Origin of the sequence: Arthrobacter sp. UYCo732, from assembly GCF_040547265.1 — a bacterium.
In the GTDB taxonomy this organism is placed as follows: Bacteria; Actinomycetota; Actinomycetes; order Actinomycetales; family Micrococcaceae; genus Arthrobacter.
Window position 1 is genome coordinate 448,563 of sequence record NZ_JBEPPJ010000002.1, and the last position, 14,721, is coordinate 463,283.

The 14,721-nt window shown below is 64.0% G+C and carries 17 protein-coding genes and 1 pseudogene; 9 read left to right on the top strand and 9 right to left on the bottom strand.

Annotated features, from left to right (window positions below; translation table 11 throughout):
- The first annotated feature begins 202 nt into the window (after positions 1-202).
- Positions 203-862 carry a recombinase family protein gene (locus tag ABIB45_RS06115; RefSeq protein WP_354215020.1) on the top strand — a complete coding sequence of 220 codons (660 nt, stop codon included), beginning with the start codon at positions 203-205 and terminating at the stop codon, positions 860-862.
- Between the two features lie 37 nt (positions 863-899).
- Here ABIB45_RS06115 and ABIB45_RS06120 read toward each other — a convergent pair whose 3' ends face one another.
- Positions 900-1,154, bottom strand: a complete 255-nt coding sequence (locus ABIB45_RS06120; RefSeq protein ID WP_354215021.1) for a hypothetical protein — start codon at positions 1,152-1,154, stop codon at positions 900-902.
- A gap of 110 nt (positions 1,155-1,264) precedes the next feature.
- Here ABIB45_RS06120 and ABIB45_RS06125 point away from each other — a divergent pair, with 110 nt between their 5' ends.
- The 4 genes from ABIB45_RS06125 to ABIB45_RS06140 all read left to right on the top strand — a co-directional run bounded on the left by ABIB45_RS06125 (position 1,265) and on the right by ABIB45_RS06140 (position 4,494).
- A complete protein-coding gene (locus ABIB45_RS06125; protein WP_354215022.1) occupies positions 1,265-2,128 on the top strand; it encodes a nuclease-related domain-containing protein in 864 nt (287 codons plus the stop codon).
- A 45-nt stretch (positions 2,129-2,173) separates the two neighbouring features.
- On the top strand, positions 2,174-2,710 hold the full coding sequence (locus ABIB45_RS06130) for a hypothetical protein (protein WP_354215023.1): 537 nt from the start codon (positions 2,174-2,176) through the stop codon (positions 2,708-2,710).
- Positions 2,710-3,264 (top strand): RES domain-containing protein, encoded by a 555-nt coding sequence (locus ABIB45_RS06135; RefSeq protein ID WP_354215024.1) that lies wholly within the window; start codon positions 2,710-2,712, stop codon positions 3,262-3,264. The genes ABIB45_RS06130 and ABIB45_RS06135 overlap by 1 nt, the downstream gene beginning before the upstream one ends.
- A gap of 93 nt (positions 3,265-3,357) precedes the next feature.
- Positions 3,358-4,494: a MoxR family ATPase gene (locus ABIB45_RS06140; RefSeq protein ID WP_354215025.1), complete on the top strand. Its 1,137-nt coding sequence runs from the start codon at positions 3,358-3,360 to the stop codon at positions 4,492-4,494.
- Between the two features lie 56 nt (positions 4,495-4,550).
- Here ABIB45_RS06140 and ABIB45_RS06145 read toward each other — a convergent pair whose 3' ends face one another.
- Positions 4,551-5,006 carry a hypothetical protein gene (locus ABIB45_RS06145; RefSeq protein WP_354215026.1) on the bottom strand — a complete coding sequence of 152 codons (456 nt, stop codon included), beginning with the start codon at positions 5,004-5,006 and terminating at the stop codon, positions 4,551-4,553.
- Between the two features lie 96 nt (positions 5,007-5,102).
- On the opposite strand from ABIB45_RS06145, the gene ABIB45_RS06150 reads away from it, so the two are divergent.
- The 4 genes and pseudogenes from ABIB45_RS06150 (at position 5,103) to ABIB45_RS06165 (ending at position 8,502) form a co-directional block, all read left to right on the top strand.
- Positions 5,103-6,299, top strand: coding sequence for a hypothetical protein (locus tag ABIB45_RS06150; protein ID WP_354215027.1), 1,197 nt, complete (start codon positions 5,103-5,105; stop codon positions 6,297-6,299).
- Between the two features lie 129 nt (positions 6,300-6,428).
- Positions 6,429-7,133, top strand: a pseudogene (gene tmk, locus ABIB45_RS06155) (dTMP kinase); the annotation flags it as partial.
- A gap of 378 nt (positions 7,134-7,511) precedes the next feature.
- Positions 7,512-7,931: a deoxynucleotide monophosphate kinase family protein gene (locus tag ABIB45_RS06160; RefSeq protein ID WP_354215042.1), complete on the top strand. Its 420-nt coding sequence runs from the start codon at positions 7,512-7,514 to the stop codon at positions 7,929-7,931.
- 46 nt (positions 7,932-7,977) lie between these two features.
- A complete protein-coding gene (locus tag ABIB45_RS06165) occupies positions 7,978-8,502 on the top strand; it encodes a hypothetical protein (protein ID WP_354215028.1) in 525 nt (174 codons plus the stop codon).
- A gap of 135 nt (positions 8,503-8,637) precedes the next feature.
- Here the strand turns inward: ABIB45_RS06165 and ABIB45_RS06170 are convergent, their stop codons facing one another.
- From ABIB45_RS06170 to ABIB45_RS06200, 7 genes are all read right to left on the bottom strand, one after another.
- Positions 8,638-9,360: a pentapeptide repeat-containing protein gene (locus ABIB45_RS06170; RefSeq protein ID WP_354215029.1), complete on the bottom strand. Its 723-nt coding sequence runs from the start codon at positions 9,358-9,360 to the stop codon at positions 8,638-8,640.
- Positions 9,361-9,502: 142 nt separating this feature from the next.
- On the bottom strand, positions 9,503-10,234 hold the full coding sequence (locus tag ABIB45_RS06175) for a hypothetical protein (RefSeq protein WP_354215030.1): 732 nt from the start codon (positions 10,232-10,234) through the stop codon (positions 9,503-9,505).
- The gene (locus ABIB45_RS06180; RefSeq protein WP_354215031.1) at positions 10,231-11,961 is read right to left on the bottom strand and encodes an RCC1 domain-containing protein; all 1,731 of its coding nucleotides are present in this window, start codon (positions 11,959-11,961) and stop codon (positions 10,231-10,233) included. The genes ABIB45_RS06175 and ABIB45_RS06180 overlap by 4 nt, the downstream gene beginning before the upstream one ends.
- Positions 11,958-12,695, bottom strand: a complete 738-nt coding sequence (locus ABIB45_RS06185) for a hypothetical protein (RefSeq protein WP_354215032.1) — start codon at positions 12,693-12,695, stop codon at positions 11,958-11,960. The genes ABIB45_RS06180 and ABIB45_RS06185 overlap by 4 nt, the downstream gene beginning before the upstream one ends.
- Before the next feature lie 130 nt (positions 12,696-12,825).
- Positions 12,826-13,356 carry a hypothetical protein gene (locus ABIB45_RS06190; protein WP_354215033.1) on the bottom strand — a complete coding sequence of 177 codons (531 nt, stop codon included), beginning with the start codon at positions 13,354-13,356 and terminating at the stop codon, positions 12,826-12,828.
- 173 nt (positions 13,357-13,529) lie between these two features.
- On the bottom strand, positions 13,530-14,021 hold the full coding sequence (locus tag ABIB45_RS06195; protein WP_354215034.1) for a hypothetical protein: 492 nt from the start codon (positions 14,019-14,021) through the stop codon (positions 13,530-13,532).
- A gap of 190 nt (positions 14,022-14,211) precedes the next feature.
- The coding region (locus tag ABIB45_RS06200) for a hypothetical protein (RefSeq protein WP_354215035.1) at positions 14,212-14,721 on the bottom strand (510 nt) is incomplete at its 5' end.

Sequence of the window (14,721 nt, forward strand, 5' to 3'; positions counted from 1 at the left end):
GCTTAGCCCTATGGCTGCTGTGGCAACGACCGGCAGCACAGAGAGCTTCGCCCTCGCCCGCCCGTCTCAGGAACTATACCTATGGGTGACAGGCTCAGGACCCCCTGATTCCAGGCCAAATACGCCCCTGTTTGTCTCGCAGAGCCTGTCTCACCGCAACGTCTCGTAGAACCCTCAAGGGTCAGCGTGACATGATGTGCGCATGAAACTGGGATACGCGAGGGTGAGCACGACCGATCAGGACGCGCGGATGCAGATTGCCGCCCTCGTCGAAGCCGGTGTCGAAGAGAAGAACATTTTTACCGACCACATGTCGGGGGCGAAGACCGCGAAGGAACGGCCCGGCCTGACTGAGCTGCTGAAGTACGCCCGCGACGGTGACCAGGTGTATTGCTGGCGTATCGATCGCCTCGGAAGATCCCTCATCGATGTGTTGAACACCGTGGACGAAATGACCAAGCGCGGGATCGCGCTGCACTCCCTGATTGATGGCGTCGATCCGAGCACACCCTCCGGGCGCCTTCAGCTGGGTCTGTTCGCGACCCTGGCCGAGTACGAGCGGGAGCTCATCAACGAGCGGGTCCGTTTTGGTGTGATGGCCGCCCAGGCCCGCGGAGTGAGGTTCGGTAAGCAGCCGGCGGATCCGGCAAAGGTCGAGAATAAGGTCGCGGCGGCGAAGAATCTGCTGGGTGCGGGCAAGACAGCGCAGCAGGCTGCAGACGCCGTCGGATGGTCGAGGGCAACCCTTTACCGCTACCTGAAGGAATACGGCGCCGAGGAACCGGTCGCCGCCGCCGTCACCACGGCTCCCAAAGGCCGGTCACGGTACATCGACAAGAGCACCCTGCCGCCCAGGGACTGAATTCTGTGCACGTCGCGTCTCACGGGTGCAGCAGTCGTCACTCGGCGGCTGATCTTCCGGACGTGCGGGCACGGTCAAGTAGGCCGGCAAAAACCCAGAGCGTGCTTTGGTCCATCATGTGAGCGGCCCATTCAACGATTCTCTTGTCGTATTGACCGAGAGGGATGCCGTCGACGGCTTCAAGCCATCGGGCCTTGGCGGCGGCGACGGTATCTCCGCCGTGGCTGGCAGCCGCAGCTCGGATTTCCTGGTTCGGTTCTGAGTCGTACGGTCCTGTGCTGGCTTCTTCCATGCGTGGATCCTCCCATTCAGTACCGGGGTTGGGATAGCTCCTCAGGCGGTGTCTGCGCATGTTCACTGGTAGAGACCAACAAGGGGGACGCAGTGGACCAGTTTGCGTGGATGAATCCAGGAACCGACCAGGACCAGGTGGCGGGAAACGTGGCCATCACTCTGGCCGAACCGCCGGCACCCGAGTTCGTCTACAATCCGTGGAAGATGAAGGATGTCCGGCGGCTGTACATCAACCTCACGGACGGAACGAAGGTCGGCTACCTCGACCTGGCCACCCTTGATGCCGTCCCCGAAGGTGCGGCGACCAGTGACCTGCTGCAGCGGGCTCTGGCGGGCCTGTCTCCGGTCACCGCGGCCCGACGCTTCATCCACGCGGCCCAGCTCGGCGAAGCGCATCCGGGGACACCGCCGGAGCCCGAGTACGTGCCGCCCTGGGCCGACCTGGCAGCCAACCGTCCCGGCCAGCTGATCGAAATCCAGAACGACACCTCTTACCGTGCCGGTCTCGCCGGGGAGCAGCGCACCGCAGGGGTCCTTGCCGGCCTGGAGCGGAGCGGCTTCCGGGTCCTGCACTCGATTCCGGTGAGCCCGCGGAAAGACATCGATCACCTGGTCATTGGCCTGACCGGCATTTGGACCATTAACACGAAGGCCACCACGTACGACGTCAACGCCAAAGCTGACGGTGCTGTGTACTCGGACGGCTACCGACAGAAGTGGATCGAATCGATCACCCGTGACGCCGCCGTAGCGGGGGAGCACCTGTCCGTAGCAGCCCGGATGGATCTGCAGTGCCGTCCTCTGGTTGCCGTCTGGTCAACTATAAACGTGACCAGTCGATACGATGGGCTGGTGGCGGGTGAAGCCCTGACGGGCGCCATTACGGGAACGGTCGGCCACTTCCCTGCTGAGTGGGTAGACGTTGTCTACAACGTCGCCCGCCGTTCCGATACCTGGACGGCGCATCACTGAAGCTGATGGCTTCCGCTTCCCTTGCCCAACAGATAGTGTTGGTTTATGGAAACGCAGAGGTCTGCCACGGAACAGACGTTCATCCTGAAAAGCGGCGGCCTGGAGTTTAAGGTCAAGGCTCGCAACGGCGTCGCGCTGATGCCCAAAGGCCTGACCCAGGTGCGCAGCCGCCGGCCGGGGCGTTCCAAGGTGGGCGGGATGACGCCGGCGGGGACGGGCACCATCAACCTGGGGGGTTTGAAAAAGGATGCCCCCGACTACGGGCCGGTCGCCATGACACAGCGGCTCGTCAACGCACTGGGGAACAACACCGTTGCCGCCCTGCTGGGAGTCAATAAGGACCGCCCGAGCCGGTGGGCGTCCGGCAAAGATACGCCCAATGAAGAGAACCGGATCCAGCTGGCCGACCTGGATGCAATGGTCGGGCATCTCCACAGCGCCTTCACCCCGGCCCAGACCATCCTGTGGCTGGAAGGCCAGAACGCACACCTCAATGCCCGGCCCATCGACGTCTATCGACTCGAGGGTGCAGCACCGGTGATCGAGGCGATCCGCGCCCACGAGCAGGGAGCCTTCGCCTAGTGGAATTCTGGCGCGTCTTGAACTGGCACCCGGGTTCCGTCGGTGCGGCCGAGAACGGGCACCCGCTCTACATCTGGCCTCGCCAGGGGGCCGGCAGAGTCGATGATCCTGATCATGACTACCTTGTGCTGTACGTCGGAGACTCAGCCGAAGGGGCAGTGGCGGAAGCTTTCGGCAACTACTCCCTGTGGACGGCCGACATTCTGGCCCCGCCGCCGGCGGCCCCGGCCGGTACCGTGAAGGCGCTGGTGAAATACACCGGGGAGCCATCTGTCCTGGACCTGGATGACCCGTCAGTGCTTCAGGAATGGGCCCTGCGGCCCAGCAGTGTCGTCTCCCGGGACCGGCCTTCCACACAGCAGTGGGCGAGGTCAATGTTTGAAACCGGAGACTATGCAGGGGTCTCCTGGTGGTCCTTCTACGAGCCACGCTGGGCGAGCTTCGGTCTTTGGGACGTTTCCGGCCTGACGGTTGACGGCCCCCCGGAGCCTCTGACCCTGGGCCATCCGGCGGTACTGGAAGCTTCCACGATGATCAGGAGATCCATTAGCTGAGCAGGCATAGGAGCGGTGAGAGGGCTCGCGGACTCCGCACACATGAGAGGTAAGCAAACGGGCAACCGCCCACTTACCTCTTAGGAGAACATCATGGCTCTGAACCACACTTTCCCCGGCTCCCCGTTCCAGCGCGCCCTCGCCGCCGGTGTTGAAGCCAACGTCCCGGTCGGTGTTATCGGCGAACCCGGCCAGGGTAAGACGGCCACCATGGAATCGTCGACCTCCGGCTGGGATCGCCACTGCGAAACAGTCATTGGCTCCAACCGTGAAGCTACCGACTTCCTGGGTGTGATGATCGAAGATGAGGGTGCGATCAAGTACTCGTCCTTCCAGTGGGTTCAGAACCTGAACCGCGCTGCCAAAGGCCTTCTCCTGCTGGACGAGTTCAACACTTCCGCACCGTCCACCATGAAGGGCATGCTCCGCGTCGTGCAGGAGCGCTACGTCGGCGACACCAAGCTCAACGATTCGGTTTCCATTGTCGCGCTGATGAACCCGGTCGAAACCGCAGTGGACGCCTACGACCTCCCGGCCCCGATGGCCAACCGCATGATGCACCTCAAGTGGGTTTTCGACTCCAATAACTGGCTCGAAAACGTCGGCACCGACTTCAAGGCAGCAACCCCGCTCGCGATCTCTGAAATGCTCGCCGCCGACCCGGTATCCCGTAAGGCTGCCGTGTCCGCCGCCGTGACCACGTTCCTCAAGGTCAACTCCAAATTCCTGGCCCCTGCGGTCCCGAAGGATCCGATCCTGGCCGGTGGCGCATGGCCGTCCCCGCGTTCCTGGACCAACGTGATCAACGTGCTGGCCCAGCTGGACCGCTACGACGAAGAAGCCGCTTACCTGGTCGTTGAAGGTCTCGTCGGTGAAGGTGCCGCGATCGAATATTTCAAGTGGCTCGCCGCCGCCGACCTGTACGATCCGGCCGAAGTTATCGACGGCACCGTGCTGGTCAACTGGAAAGAGGAACGCGCTGACCGTCTGTTCGCCCTCGTGCAGGGTGTGACCTCGCTGGGTCTGTCCGGCAACGGCGAACTGTGGCGCAAGGCCGCTCTTGTTCTGGCCGCGTGCGCCGAACAGCAGAAGCCCGACGTTGCGTTCCCCTCCGCTCAGAAGCTCGCGAACAACATGCCGAAGGACGTCAAGGGCATCCCCAAGCGGTTCGCTGACGCCTTCATGGACCTGTTCGCCAACACGAAGTACAAGGTGGCCGTCGCTTCGTAGCGACCACACCAAGAGGCTCCCGCGCGTCATGCCGGGGGCCTCTTTCGTGTCTGGTCTTAGCTCTGACCGCCGTCAATAACGCGCAATGCCGGCGCTGCCTGTGGCCAGGGGTGGAGGGTGTCGACGCGGTCGAAGCCCATCGGGCCGCCCCGGTCCTCGACCATGATCGAGTCGTGGTGGGAGCCTGCCGCGTGGGCGGATGCTGCCAGCACCAGGTCCAGTAGGGCCCGGTCCAGACCCGGCAGCGCGTCGTTGAGGATCAGGGGGCAGTTGCCGCCGAGGGACGCCGCGATCAACAGGAACTGTCGCTCCCCACCCGAGAGCCCCTCAACGTGGACCGGAATGGCGTCGAAGTCGATCAGGCGGTGCCCGTATGCCTCGTCCCTGATCATCCAGGGCCACCCCGGTTCCGCGAATCGTCCACTGAAGGCGCGTAGCAGCAGCTCCGTTGCGGCCTCCACTGGCAGGACGCCTCTGGCCCACGCGCGTAGTTCTTCCGGTGTCGTAGTCATCCGCGCATCCTTTCACGGCCGGCCCGGCTCAGAAAGTCACACGATTTGTCGGCCAGTTGCTGTCACTCTTGAACGGCAGCCGCACACAGGCATGGTATGAGCATCGATTCCAAGCCCCGCCAGCCAAAAGGCATCCCCGTCGGCGGGCAGTACGCCGCCTACGCCCACGCCGAGCCCGGTGCAAGCCTGGCCGTCGCCCGTCACCGCCAGGCTATGGCACAGCGCCGCGAGCTGTTCCGCGCCAACGGCTTCGTTCCGGCCGCCACACTGCAGGCCATGAACGCACCCACCACCACCGAGCACCGCGAGGAATGGTGGAACCGCAACTTCGTCGCGGCAGAGTACGGCACCGGCGGCAAGTCGTACCCGCAGATGCCGGACGACAACACGCCTTCGATGCATACCGGTCAGGCCATATCCGGTCACCGGCGCACGCACCGGATGAATTACGGCAACCAGGACATCCAGCTACGTATGCCGTCCGCGACGGCCATCAAGCGTTTCTCAGCCCAGAACGGCAATCCGACGTTCGATGTGCCCGTCTCGGTGTCCCTCAAGGGCGGTGCCCCGGTCCAGGGTTGGGTCCGTGTCACCAAGACCGGTCCGCACACCTGGGAGACCACAACCCTCGGCGGTAAGGGCGATTCCGGCGACCAGGTGTCTGAAGCGGTTGCGGCTGTGCTCGAGTCCCGCCGCGTAAGTATGGCGCTGAAGAATGTCCCGGACCTGCTGGCGGCCCGCAAGGCCCGCGAAGCAGCCAAGGGCGTCGAGCTCTCCCCGGTTTCCTCGTCCTGGATCACCTCGATCGGCTACGACGAGAACACGAATACGATGGCCACCCGGATCGGGGACAAGCTGTACGGCCACAAGGTGTCCAAGCAGTTCTTCGACGCCGTGAAGAACACTGAGCGTCCCGGGTCCGTGTACAACAAGCTGGTCCGCGCTCACCAGCGCACCAGCGTGAACCAGTGCGGCAAATGCTTCCGATTCACCTCGGCTCTCGTGACCCACACCTGCCCGACCGGTCACAAGGCCGAATCGGGTATCGGCCTGGCCCACGTGGAGCGTGCCCGTAAGCGCGCCGAGTCGGTCGCGGCCAGCCGCTCGCACGGCATCAGCCCGGTCACCAACGTCTCCGCTCCGCCCGCACCCATCAACACGGCCCCGTCACGGTTTGCCCAGCCGGTCCCGACCAAGAAGACCGGGGCACCCGCCCCGCGCCGGCCCGTGGAAGCGCAGGGCCCGGCAGCCCTCGCCGAGCATCTGAAAAGCACGGACACCGACGGATTCTGATCTGCCGGAAAGCCCCTTCGCCCCGCACCGGGCGGAGGGGCTTTCTTATGGCCGTCGCCAAACACTGACACCCGCGCTCCAAGGTGCCGCATAGGGACACTGACACCAGGGCAGTATTGAGAGGAATTCATGACCATCACAGGCATCCACGGCGCAGGCCGCGGAAACGCGCAGCGGCGCGACAACACCCCGTCGACGACGCGGTCTGGACTGTTCGTAGCGTTTGAAGGCGGCGACGGTGCCGGGAAATCCACCCAGGTCGGGCAGCTGACCGCAGCCCTGGAGTCGCGAGGGTTCACGGTGGTGCGGACCCGCGAGGCCGGCGGAACCCCGCTGGGCGAGAAGGTGCGGTCGCTGATCCTGGACGACCAGTACGGGCACATGAACGCGCACACCGAAGCGCTGCTCTTCTCTGCCGCCCGCGCTGATCATGTCAGCCAGAAGATCCGGCCGGCACTGGAGCGCGGCGACATCGTCATCTCTGACCGGTTCATCGACTCGTCCGTCGCCTACCAAGGCGTCGGAAGGGGCCTGGGCGCGACCACGGTGCGGGACCTCAACAGGTGGGCCACTTCCGGGCTGCAGCCTGACCTCACCGTCCTGATCGACGTCAACCCCGAGATGGGACGACGCCGCCGCACCGCCGGCAACGCAACGGAGGACCGGATCGAATCCGAGGCCGACGACTTCCATGCCCGGATCCGCGCCGCGTTCCTGGACCAGGCGGCACTGCGCCCGGACAAATACCTCGTCCTCCCGGCCGATGGCCGCATCGAGGAACTCGCCGATAGGGTGCTGGGCAGGGTGCTCGCCCTTCTCGAGGCCCCCACCGCTGCCGACAGCCCGGCGGGAGCTCCGTCCTTCGTCGGTATCACCGGCGTCGCCCACGCGGGCAAGGACACGGCCGGGGCTCGCCTCATCGCCAGGCACGGCTACACCCGTTACTCCTTTGCCGATCCGATGAGGGAGCATGCCTACCTCCTGGACGTCCGCCTCAACGGCAGCATCACTCTGGGCTCGCTCCTGGAGATCCTCGACTACGACTGGGCCAGGGCCGAAAACCACCGCGTGTACGGCGCCGAAATCAAGCGGACCCTGGCCGTGTACCGGGACAGGCTGGTCCACGACGTCTTCGGTCACTTAGACCGCACTGAGGATGAGCTCCGCGAGGATCTGCTGACCCTTGACCCGTTCCTGGATGGTGATGTCTCAATGCGGACACTCCTTGACTCCCTTGGCGGTGACTGGGAGGAGGCCAAGTACCACCGTTTCCACGGACCGGAGGTTCGGCGGCACCTGCAGGTGTATGCCAAGGAGGTCTGCCGCGACAACTTCGGCCAGGACGTCTGGGTCCAGCTGCTGGCCCGCAAGATCGCAACGGAACGCCCGCACGAGGTTGTCATCACCGATGTCCGGTTCAACGCGGAAGCTGAATGGATCACCGCCAACGGCGGGACCATCACAGAAATCACCCGCCCCGGATTCGGGCCCGCCAACGGCCACATCTCCGAGGCAGGCATCGACCGCAAGTACATCACCCACTCGCTCAGCAACGACGGGACGATCGACGAGCTGGCCGATCTGCTTGATGACGTACTGAAACTGACACCCGCCGTCCTGGCCGCCGCATAGAGCCTCCCAGAAGCTCGACCGAAACTTATCAAGGAGAATCATCACCATGGCATCTATCACCATTGAAGGCGCACTGCCTGATACCCTGCCCGTCCGTGAAGACGGCACCGGCTACCCGTTCGCCCTGGCGTGGGAAGACAAGGCCGTCCTGGCAGAGTCCCGCACCGAGCTGACCGCAGAACTCATCGAAGGCTACGCTGAACTGCCCGAGACCGAGGAAGGCGACACCGAGGCCCTGTACGCCCGGTACCGCACCTCCGTGCAGATCGCCAACACCCTCCAGCAGGTCCTGGCCGCCAACGCCACCGAGGAAGGCACCTTCGATCCGTCCCTGCAGTCTGAGGACGTCCTGACCGCCATCTTCACCGACCGGGCCGAGAAGATCGACGAGATCGCCGAGTGGGCCAACACGGACGTGCCGCTGGTGCTCGTCGCGACCGAGTACGCCCCCTACGGCACCGCCCCGAAGCCCACCGGCAACGTGCTGTGGGTGGACCCGTTCACCGAGACGACGTTCCTGGACACGCTTTCGGAGATCGGAATCATCGAACTCATCGTCAACGACAACTAAGCCGCGTCCGAGAACCTAAGAGGCCCGGTCACCATTGGTGTCCGGGCATTTCTTTGTCCGTTACTGTTTCTTGTCGGGCTGCGCCTACTGCCTCACGGTTGAAGGCCGCCGCCGGACAGATGTCGGAGACTGGCCTTAGCCGGGGAAATGCTGAGGGACGCTGGGCGGGGGAGTGAAACCTGAAGGCCAGGTAGTTGCTTCGTCCCAGGTGACTTGGTCGAGATTTGCTCCTGTTAGGTCTGCTTCGTCGAGATAGGCCCCAGAGAGGTCAGCGAACGACAGATCAGTGCCGGCAAGTTTAGCGGCCATTAGGTCAGCCTTCGTGAGGTGAGCTGAAGATAGATTCGCATCCGTGAGGTCAGCCATCAGAAAAGACGCCCCTCCCAAGGCGGCACGAGTGAATCTTGCCCCCGTCAAATTGGCCCCTGAGAAGTCGGTCTTCCCGGCGGTGGTATTCCATAGGTTGACGTGGGACAAGTTGGCGTTGTCAAACTTGGCGCCGGATATATGCGCTCCGTACAGGTTTACGTTGGAAAGATCAGCATTCGAGAACCACGCGTTGTCCAGATCGGCACCATCAAAGTTGCAGTTAGCAAGAGCTGAACCCTCGAAATGCGCGCCATTGAGTGTCAGCCCAGACAAGTTTTGGCCCGTGACGTCCAGGTTGTTGAAAGGCCTGGTCAAGCCATCATCCGGTGAGCTGCGGCTTCGTACGAACTCGAGGTTCGTGCGCCGATCTGCGTCTGTGGCTGCTAACTTAGCTGCCGCCAGTTGCTGGTCGAGGCGTCGATCGTCAGCTTGCGTTTGTGCTTGAAGAATGAAGAGACCGACGATAAGCCCGGAAACTATGCCGACCACGACGGCTAGCAGAAGTTCCCTCGGCCACGACTTCCCCCGAGCCGGGGGCCTGCCCCGAAACCCTAACCCAATCCGAGGAGGATGGGTTGGATAAGGCGGAATGGCATCAGACATGCCGAAAGAATACGGGACGGCGATGGAATCAGGGCAGGGCCGTGAGATCGCCCTCGGGTACGAAGTGGGAGGGCGCGTCAGGTGCTTCCTGAACGACACTGAGATTGTCCGCCGTCTGGGCGAACCGGTAGATGGCCCATTTGTCGGTGGAACTGGCCACCGCGGTGTTGAGGGCGACGGCAGTGAGCTTGTTCGATGCCCAGGCTTTTTCGGTGACACCCAACGGGGGTGCGGCTGGACCGGCCACCGTTACGGCTCCTGCCGTGAAGGCCAGCTCCCGGCCGCCGGCGTTGGCGTAGGTGAACGTGCTGCCCGGGTCGGCGTCGGTGATCATCGTTTGAACGGACGACGCGCCGGGGTCCCCCGAACATTTGACCGGGTTCACGGTCGAGTCCGTGGACGGGTAATTGACGACGCTGACCTGTACGGCGGTTTTACCCTCACTGGTCGGAGTGATCGTCCACGTGGAGACCCGGCAGCGGCCGTTCTGGCCGGGGACAGTCAGATCCACACGGTGTTCGTCCGTGACGTTGATCGAGGAGGCCCACAGGACGTCGGCGCGGAGTGTGGAGTCGGCCATTGCTGCTTCCTTGGTGACGTCGGAGCGGTCGGTGATCGCCTTCTGGAACAGGGCGAGTCCCAAGATACCGGCGCCGATGGCGCCAATGACGAACATCATGACCAGGGAGCCGACTATGTTGGTCACCATGAAGTTCCCGGACTGGTCCTGGAGCCGGACTTTGACGCGCCGCAACTTCACTTGCCGCCCTTCAGGAAGCCGGTGAACCTCGAGGGCAGGTACGGGTGGCGGGCCGCCGAGACCGGCGCCGCAGTTGGTGTCTGAGAACCGATTCCAGCCTGACCGGCGTCGTTGTGGCCCCAGCACGAGGTTTCGCTCCGTGAGTCGGTGACGCAGGAGAAGCTGATGCCCGTGGACAGGCTCCTAAGGGCCTTGAAACCGCCGACCGGAGCCGGGGAGGTAACTGGCGTTGTAGAGCCTTCCTGGGCCTGCCCGAAGCTGTTTTCACCCCAGCATTTGGCTGCCCCGCCGGTGACGATGGCGCAAAAGGACCTGCCGTTGTTGGTGGCGGCCGTAATAACCGAATACGTTGTTTCCGGATCGACGGCGGCGGGGTCTTTGGTGTCCGTGGTGGGCCCGATGCCGAGCTGGCCGGAGCCGTTGCTGCCCCAGCACCAGGCGTGATTGGCCGTGTCGATCCCGCAGACCGCGGACGGGGAGACGGTCAGCGAGGTGAAGTCGTGGCCCCCGCTCACCGCGACCGGGACCATGGATTCAGTGGTGGAGCCGTTTCCGAGCTGGCCGGAGCCGTTGTTGCCCCAGCACCAGGCTTTCTTGCCGGTGTCGATCGCGCAGACCAGGGACGGTGTGTCCGCCCGCTCCTCGTTGGCTGTCTGGACGTGCGTGTAGGTCCGTCCACCGGAGATCTCAACAGGGGTGCCTTTCGCCGGTGCCGGATCGACGCCGGAGCGGCCCTTATCGGTGACAGACCAGCAGAACACCTTTCCGGAGACTTCGAGCCCGCATGCTGTGCTGGCGTCCAAGGTCAGGGCGGTGAAGGCGCGGCCGCCAGAGACAGCTGCCGGTTCGGCCGCGGCGTCGGGAGTACCGGTGCCGGGGTTGGCACCCCAGCACCACGTCTTCAAGTCGGTGTCGATCCCGCAGGTTGTGGTGGGCCCGGAGAAGAGCGCCGTGAAGTGGTGGTCTCCAGCCGGAGTGACAGGGGTGGTGGAGTCGGTGCCGACTGCGGCGTTTCCGGTCCCGAGCTGGCCGGTGGTGTTATCGCCCCAGCACCAGGCTTTACCGTCGTCGGCGAGGCCGCAGAAGGTGTTCCCTGTGGCGCCGGTCAGTGCGGTGAACTTGGCGGTGCCCTGCACCTTCACAGGTGCGGAGCGGGTGATGGTGCTGCCGTCACCGAGCTGGCCCTGGTCGTTCGCGCCCCAGCACCAGGCAGCCATGTCGGGGTCAACCGCACAGGTGGAGTTCCCGCGGGAGGTCAGGCTGGTGAACTTGAACGGCACGGCGTCTGCCTGGTTGGACCAGACAGGGTTGCCGAGGCTGTCGTAGCCGGTAATCATGGTCGGGGTGATCTGGCGCAGCGTGCGGGTCCGGGAAGACGGCGCTTTGTCCCCGGCCTGGCCCTCGATCGTGAGGCTTCGGATGCCGTCACCGTCTGTGGTGCCGGTGATCTGGGTGCAGATGATGCCGGTGCACGTCCGTGCCGTGTCGGCGGCGGCACCGTGGATGATCTCGCTCAGGTAGATGTCCTGCTGCTGGGAGAGTCCCCGGTTGAGTGCGGTGGAGTTGTTCATCGTGGTCGTGGTGCCCAGAGAGGCAACGACGGCGGCGACGACGGCGATGAGCATCAGGGCGGTGAAGACTGTGAAAGAGACCGAGGCGACGACAGATCCCCGCTCGTTCGTGAGTCGGCTTTGGGCTGCGGTCCGGAGCTTGCGGAGGAGCATCATGTGGTAGGTGCCTCGTAGATCGTGATGCTGGCGGGGTCGATGCTCGCCGGGCCGGCGGACTGGACGAAGAGCTTGCTGCCCGCGTTGACGAGGACGCGGCCATAGAAGTACCCGGTCTGACCTGCGGGGATCTTTACGACGTGGCTGACTTCTGGGTGGTCCCGGTTTCCGAACATGACGGTGGAGTCGCCGGCGGCCTCAGTGACCTTGAAGATGTAGCGGAGTTCGGTGGCATCGGCCGGGGCTGTGAAATCGGCCAGTGCCCCCGGCGTGCCGGGACTCTGCGGAACAGCCTGGATGTCCACGCCTCCGTTGCTGGTGGTGATGACGGTGCGGGAGGTCAGGCACAGGCCAGAGCTGACGCGGTCGGGGCCGGAGCAGTCGGCGTTCGCGGCGGCGGCTGTGGGTTTTGGTGTGGCGGCGTTCAGGACCGTTACGCCTTCGGCTGGCGTTTCCCGCCAGATGGCAACGCTGATGCTATTGCCGTTGATGGTGCGTACGACACTCCGGGGCTCGGCGGTATAGGTGGCCAGGTTGGGTTTCTCGTCGCTAAGGACGGTGTTCAGCAAAATGCTCCGACTGGTCAGCTTGTCATTGCCGTCCGAGGCGGCGGTAGCGGCCATCAGGACCGAACCGCCCGCGGCCATGATGATCGCGATGATGAGCGCCCCGACCATCGATTCGATCATCAGGTCGCCGCGCTGGGATCGCAGAAGCCTCCTCAGACCCTTCACGCAGTTCCCTTCGATCTGTCGGACATTCTTCCCATGTGTGCGGCAGTAGGGGTTTCCCTCACCACGAGGGGTGAAACAGCGATGGGCCGCCCGGACGAATCCGGACGGCCCATCAAGGTAGTTCCAGGAGTTACTTCACGGCCTTGGCTGTGGCGTCCCAGTGAGCCGAAAGGGCTTCGGCAACCGTTGCGGGCTTCTGAACGCCGGCGGTCACGGAATCGATGTCTACGTCGGTGACATCGACCGGCGTGGTGTTCTTGGACGTCACCGTGAAGAACTTCCCGGACGCGGACTTGGATGCAGCAGCCCACTCGCCAGCGGCACCGGCGGTCGCAACGTTCGTGATGCCCTGGCCGACCAGGGACTTGGCCTGAAGGGCGCCGAGGTCGGCAGCATAGCTGACGCCTTCCGTTTCCTGGGCCTTGTAGACGCCCTGGGCGGTCGTGATGGCGCCGAGGTCCTGCTGCGCGCCCTTGTCCTGGGCGAAGGGGATGACGCCGAAGATGGAGGCGAGCACGCCTGCGGTCAGGACACCGACGACGACCACGCCGACGAGGATGGAGGGCAGGTCGAAGGCACCGGCTTCGTTCTTGAATGCGTCAGCCACGCGGACCTTAGCGGCGGACTTGGAAGCTTCGATGCGGGAGAAAGCCTGAGTCAAGGTATTTCCGTTTCTGTGCAGAAGGAGGTGAAGCCGGCTTCATGGGTGCGTCCCCGTTCAGCCTTTTCTTGGGCTCATCTACAGAAGTCCCGGCCCGCGCAAAAAATGGCGGGAAATTGTTCGGCACAAACGAGGCCGCCCAGATCGCCGGGCGGCCTCACGTTCGTTGCGGACTACAGTGCGAGGTTCAGGACAACAGCGGTGACGTGTTCGGCACCTTCGATCGGGGTGGCAACGGTCAGCTCAACCGGTGTGGTGTTCTTCGAGGTCACCTGGTACCACTGGCCAGAAGCGGATTTGGCTATGGCTGCCCAGCTGTCCTCGTCACCGGAGACAAAGACACCGTGGACGTCCTGGCCGACCAGGTTTTGGGCCTGCAAATCGCCGATGGTTCCGGCGTACCCCCTGCCCTCCTCGATCTGGGCCTTGTAGACGCCTTGGGCGGTCGTGATGGCACCAAGGTCCTGCTGTGCACCCTTATTCTGAGCGAAGGGGATGACGCCGAAGATGGAGGCGAGCACGCCTGCGGTCAGGACACCGACGACGACCACGCCGACGAGGATGGAGGGCAGGTCGAAGGCACCGGCTTCGTTCTTGAATGCGTCAGCCACGCGGACCTTAGCGGCCGACGAGGAGGCTTCGATGTGGGAGAAAGCTTGAGTCATCGGTGTATCCGTTTCTGTGAAGAGAGGGCGTGGGCGGCAATGCACGGTTGCCACGGTCGGCCCTTTACTACGGGCTCACATACAGAAGTGCCGTAGTGCGCAAAATCAGTGAGGTATTGGGAGGGGGTGCCCTTGGAACGCGAAAAAGGCCGTCCGGCGAACCGGACGGCCTTTGACCTAGGCGGGGAGCTTAGACGTTCGCTGCTACGGCTGCGTCCTGCTCGTCACCTACGGCCGGAGCGGCGATCTTGGTCGGTGTGGTGTTCTTGGAGGTCACCTGGAACCACTGACCGGAGTCGGACTTGGTGATGGCGGCCCAGCTGTCGGAGTCGCCGGCAACGTAGAGGTTGTCGACGTCCTGGCCGACCAGGTTCTCGGTCTTGAGAGCGGTAAGGTCTGCGCCGAAGGTCGTTCCCGGCTCGATGTCAGCGGTGCCCTGGGCCTTGTAGACGCCCTGCGCGGTCGTGATGGCGCCGAGGTCCTGCTGCGCGCCCTTGTCCTGGGCGAAGGGGATGACGCCGAAGATGGAGGCGAGCACGCCTGCGGTCAGGACACCGACGACGACCACGCCGACGAGGATGGAGGGCAGGTCGAAGGCACCGGCTTCGTTCTTGAATGCGTCAGCCACGCGGACCTTAGCGGCGGACTTGGAAGCTTCGATGCGGGAGAAAGCCTGAGTCAAGGTATTTCCGTTTCTGTG

Excerpts from the sequence above, each read along its gene's own strand:
- ABIB45_RS06115 (WP_354215020.1), top strand. The coding sequence starts at position 203 with ATGAAACTGGGATACGCGAGGGTGAGCACGACCGATCAGGACGCGCGG.
- ABIB45_RS06120 (WP_354215021.1), bottom strand. The coding sequence starts at position 1,154 with ATGGAAGAAGCCAGCACAGGACCGTACGACTCAGAACCGAACCAGGAA.
- ABIB45_RS06125 (WP_354215022.1), top strand. The coding sequence starts at position 1,265 with ATGAATCCAGGAACCGACCAGGACCAGGTGGCGGGAAACGTGGCCATC.
- ABIB45_RS06130 (WP_354215023.1), top strand. The coding sequence starts at position 2,174 with ATGGAAACGCAGAGGTCTGCCACGGAACAGACGTTCATCCTGAAAAGC.
- ABIB45_RS06140 (WP_354215025.1), top strand. The coding sequence starts at position 3,358 with ATGGCTCTGAACCACACTTTCCCCGGCTCCCCGTTCCAGCGCGCCCTC.
- ABIB45_RS06145 (WP_354215026.1), bottom strand. The coding sequence starts at position 5,006 with ATGACTACGACACCGGAAGAACTACGCGCGTGGGCCAGAGGCGTCCTG.
- ABIB45_RS06150 (WP_354215027.1), top strand. The coding sequence starts at position 5,103 with ATGAGCATCGATTCCAAGCCCCGCCAGCCAAAAGGCATCCCCGTCGGC.
- ABIB45_RS06160 (WP_354215042.1), top strand. The coding sequence starts at position 7,512 with ATGCGGACACTCCTTGACTCCCTTGGCGGTGACTGGGAGGAGGCCAAG.
- ABIB45_RS06165 (WP_354215028.1), top strand. The coding sequence starts at position 7,978 with ATGGCATCTATCACCATTGAAGGCGCACTGCCTGATACCCTGCCCGTC.
- ABIB45_RS06180 (WP_354215031.1), bottom strand. The coding sequence starts at position 11,961 with ATGATGCTCCTCCGCAAGCTCCGGACCGCAGCCCAAAGCCGACTCACG.
- ABIB45_RS06195 (WP_354215034.1), bottom strand. The coding sequence starts at position 14,021 with ATGACTCAAGCTTTCTCCCACATCGAAGCCTCCTCGTCGGCCGCTAAG.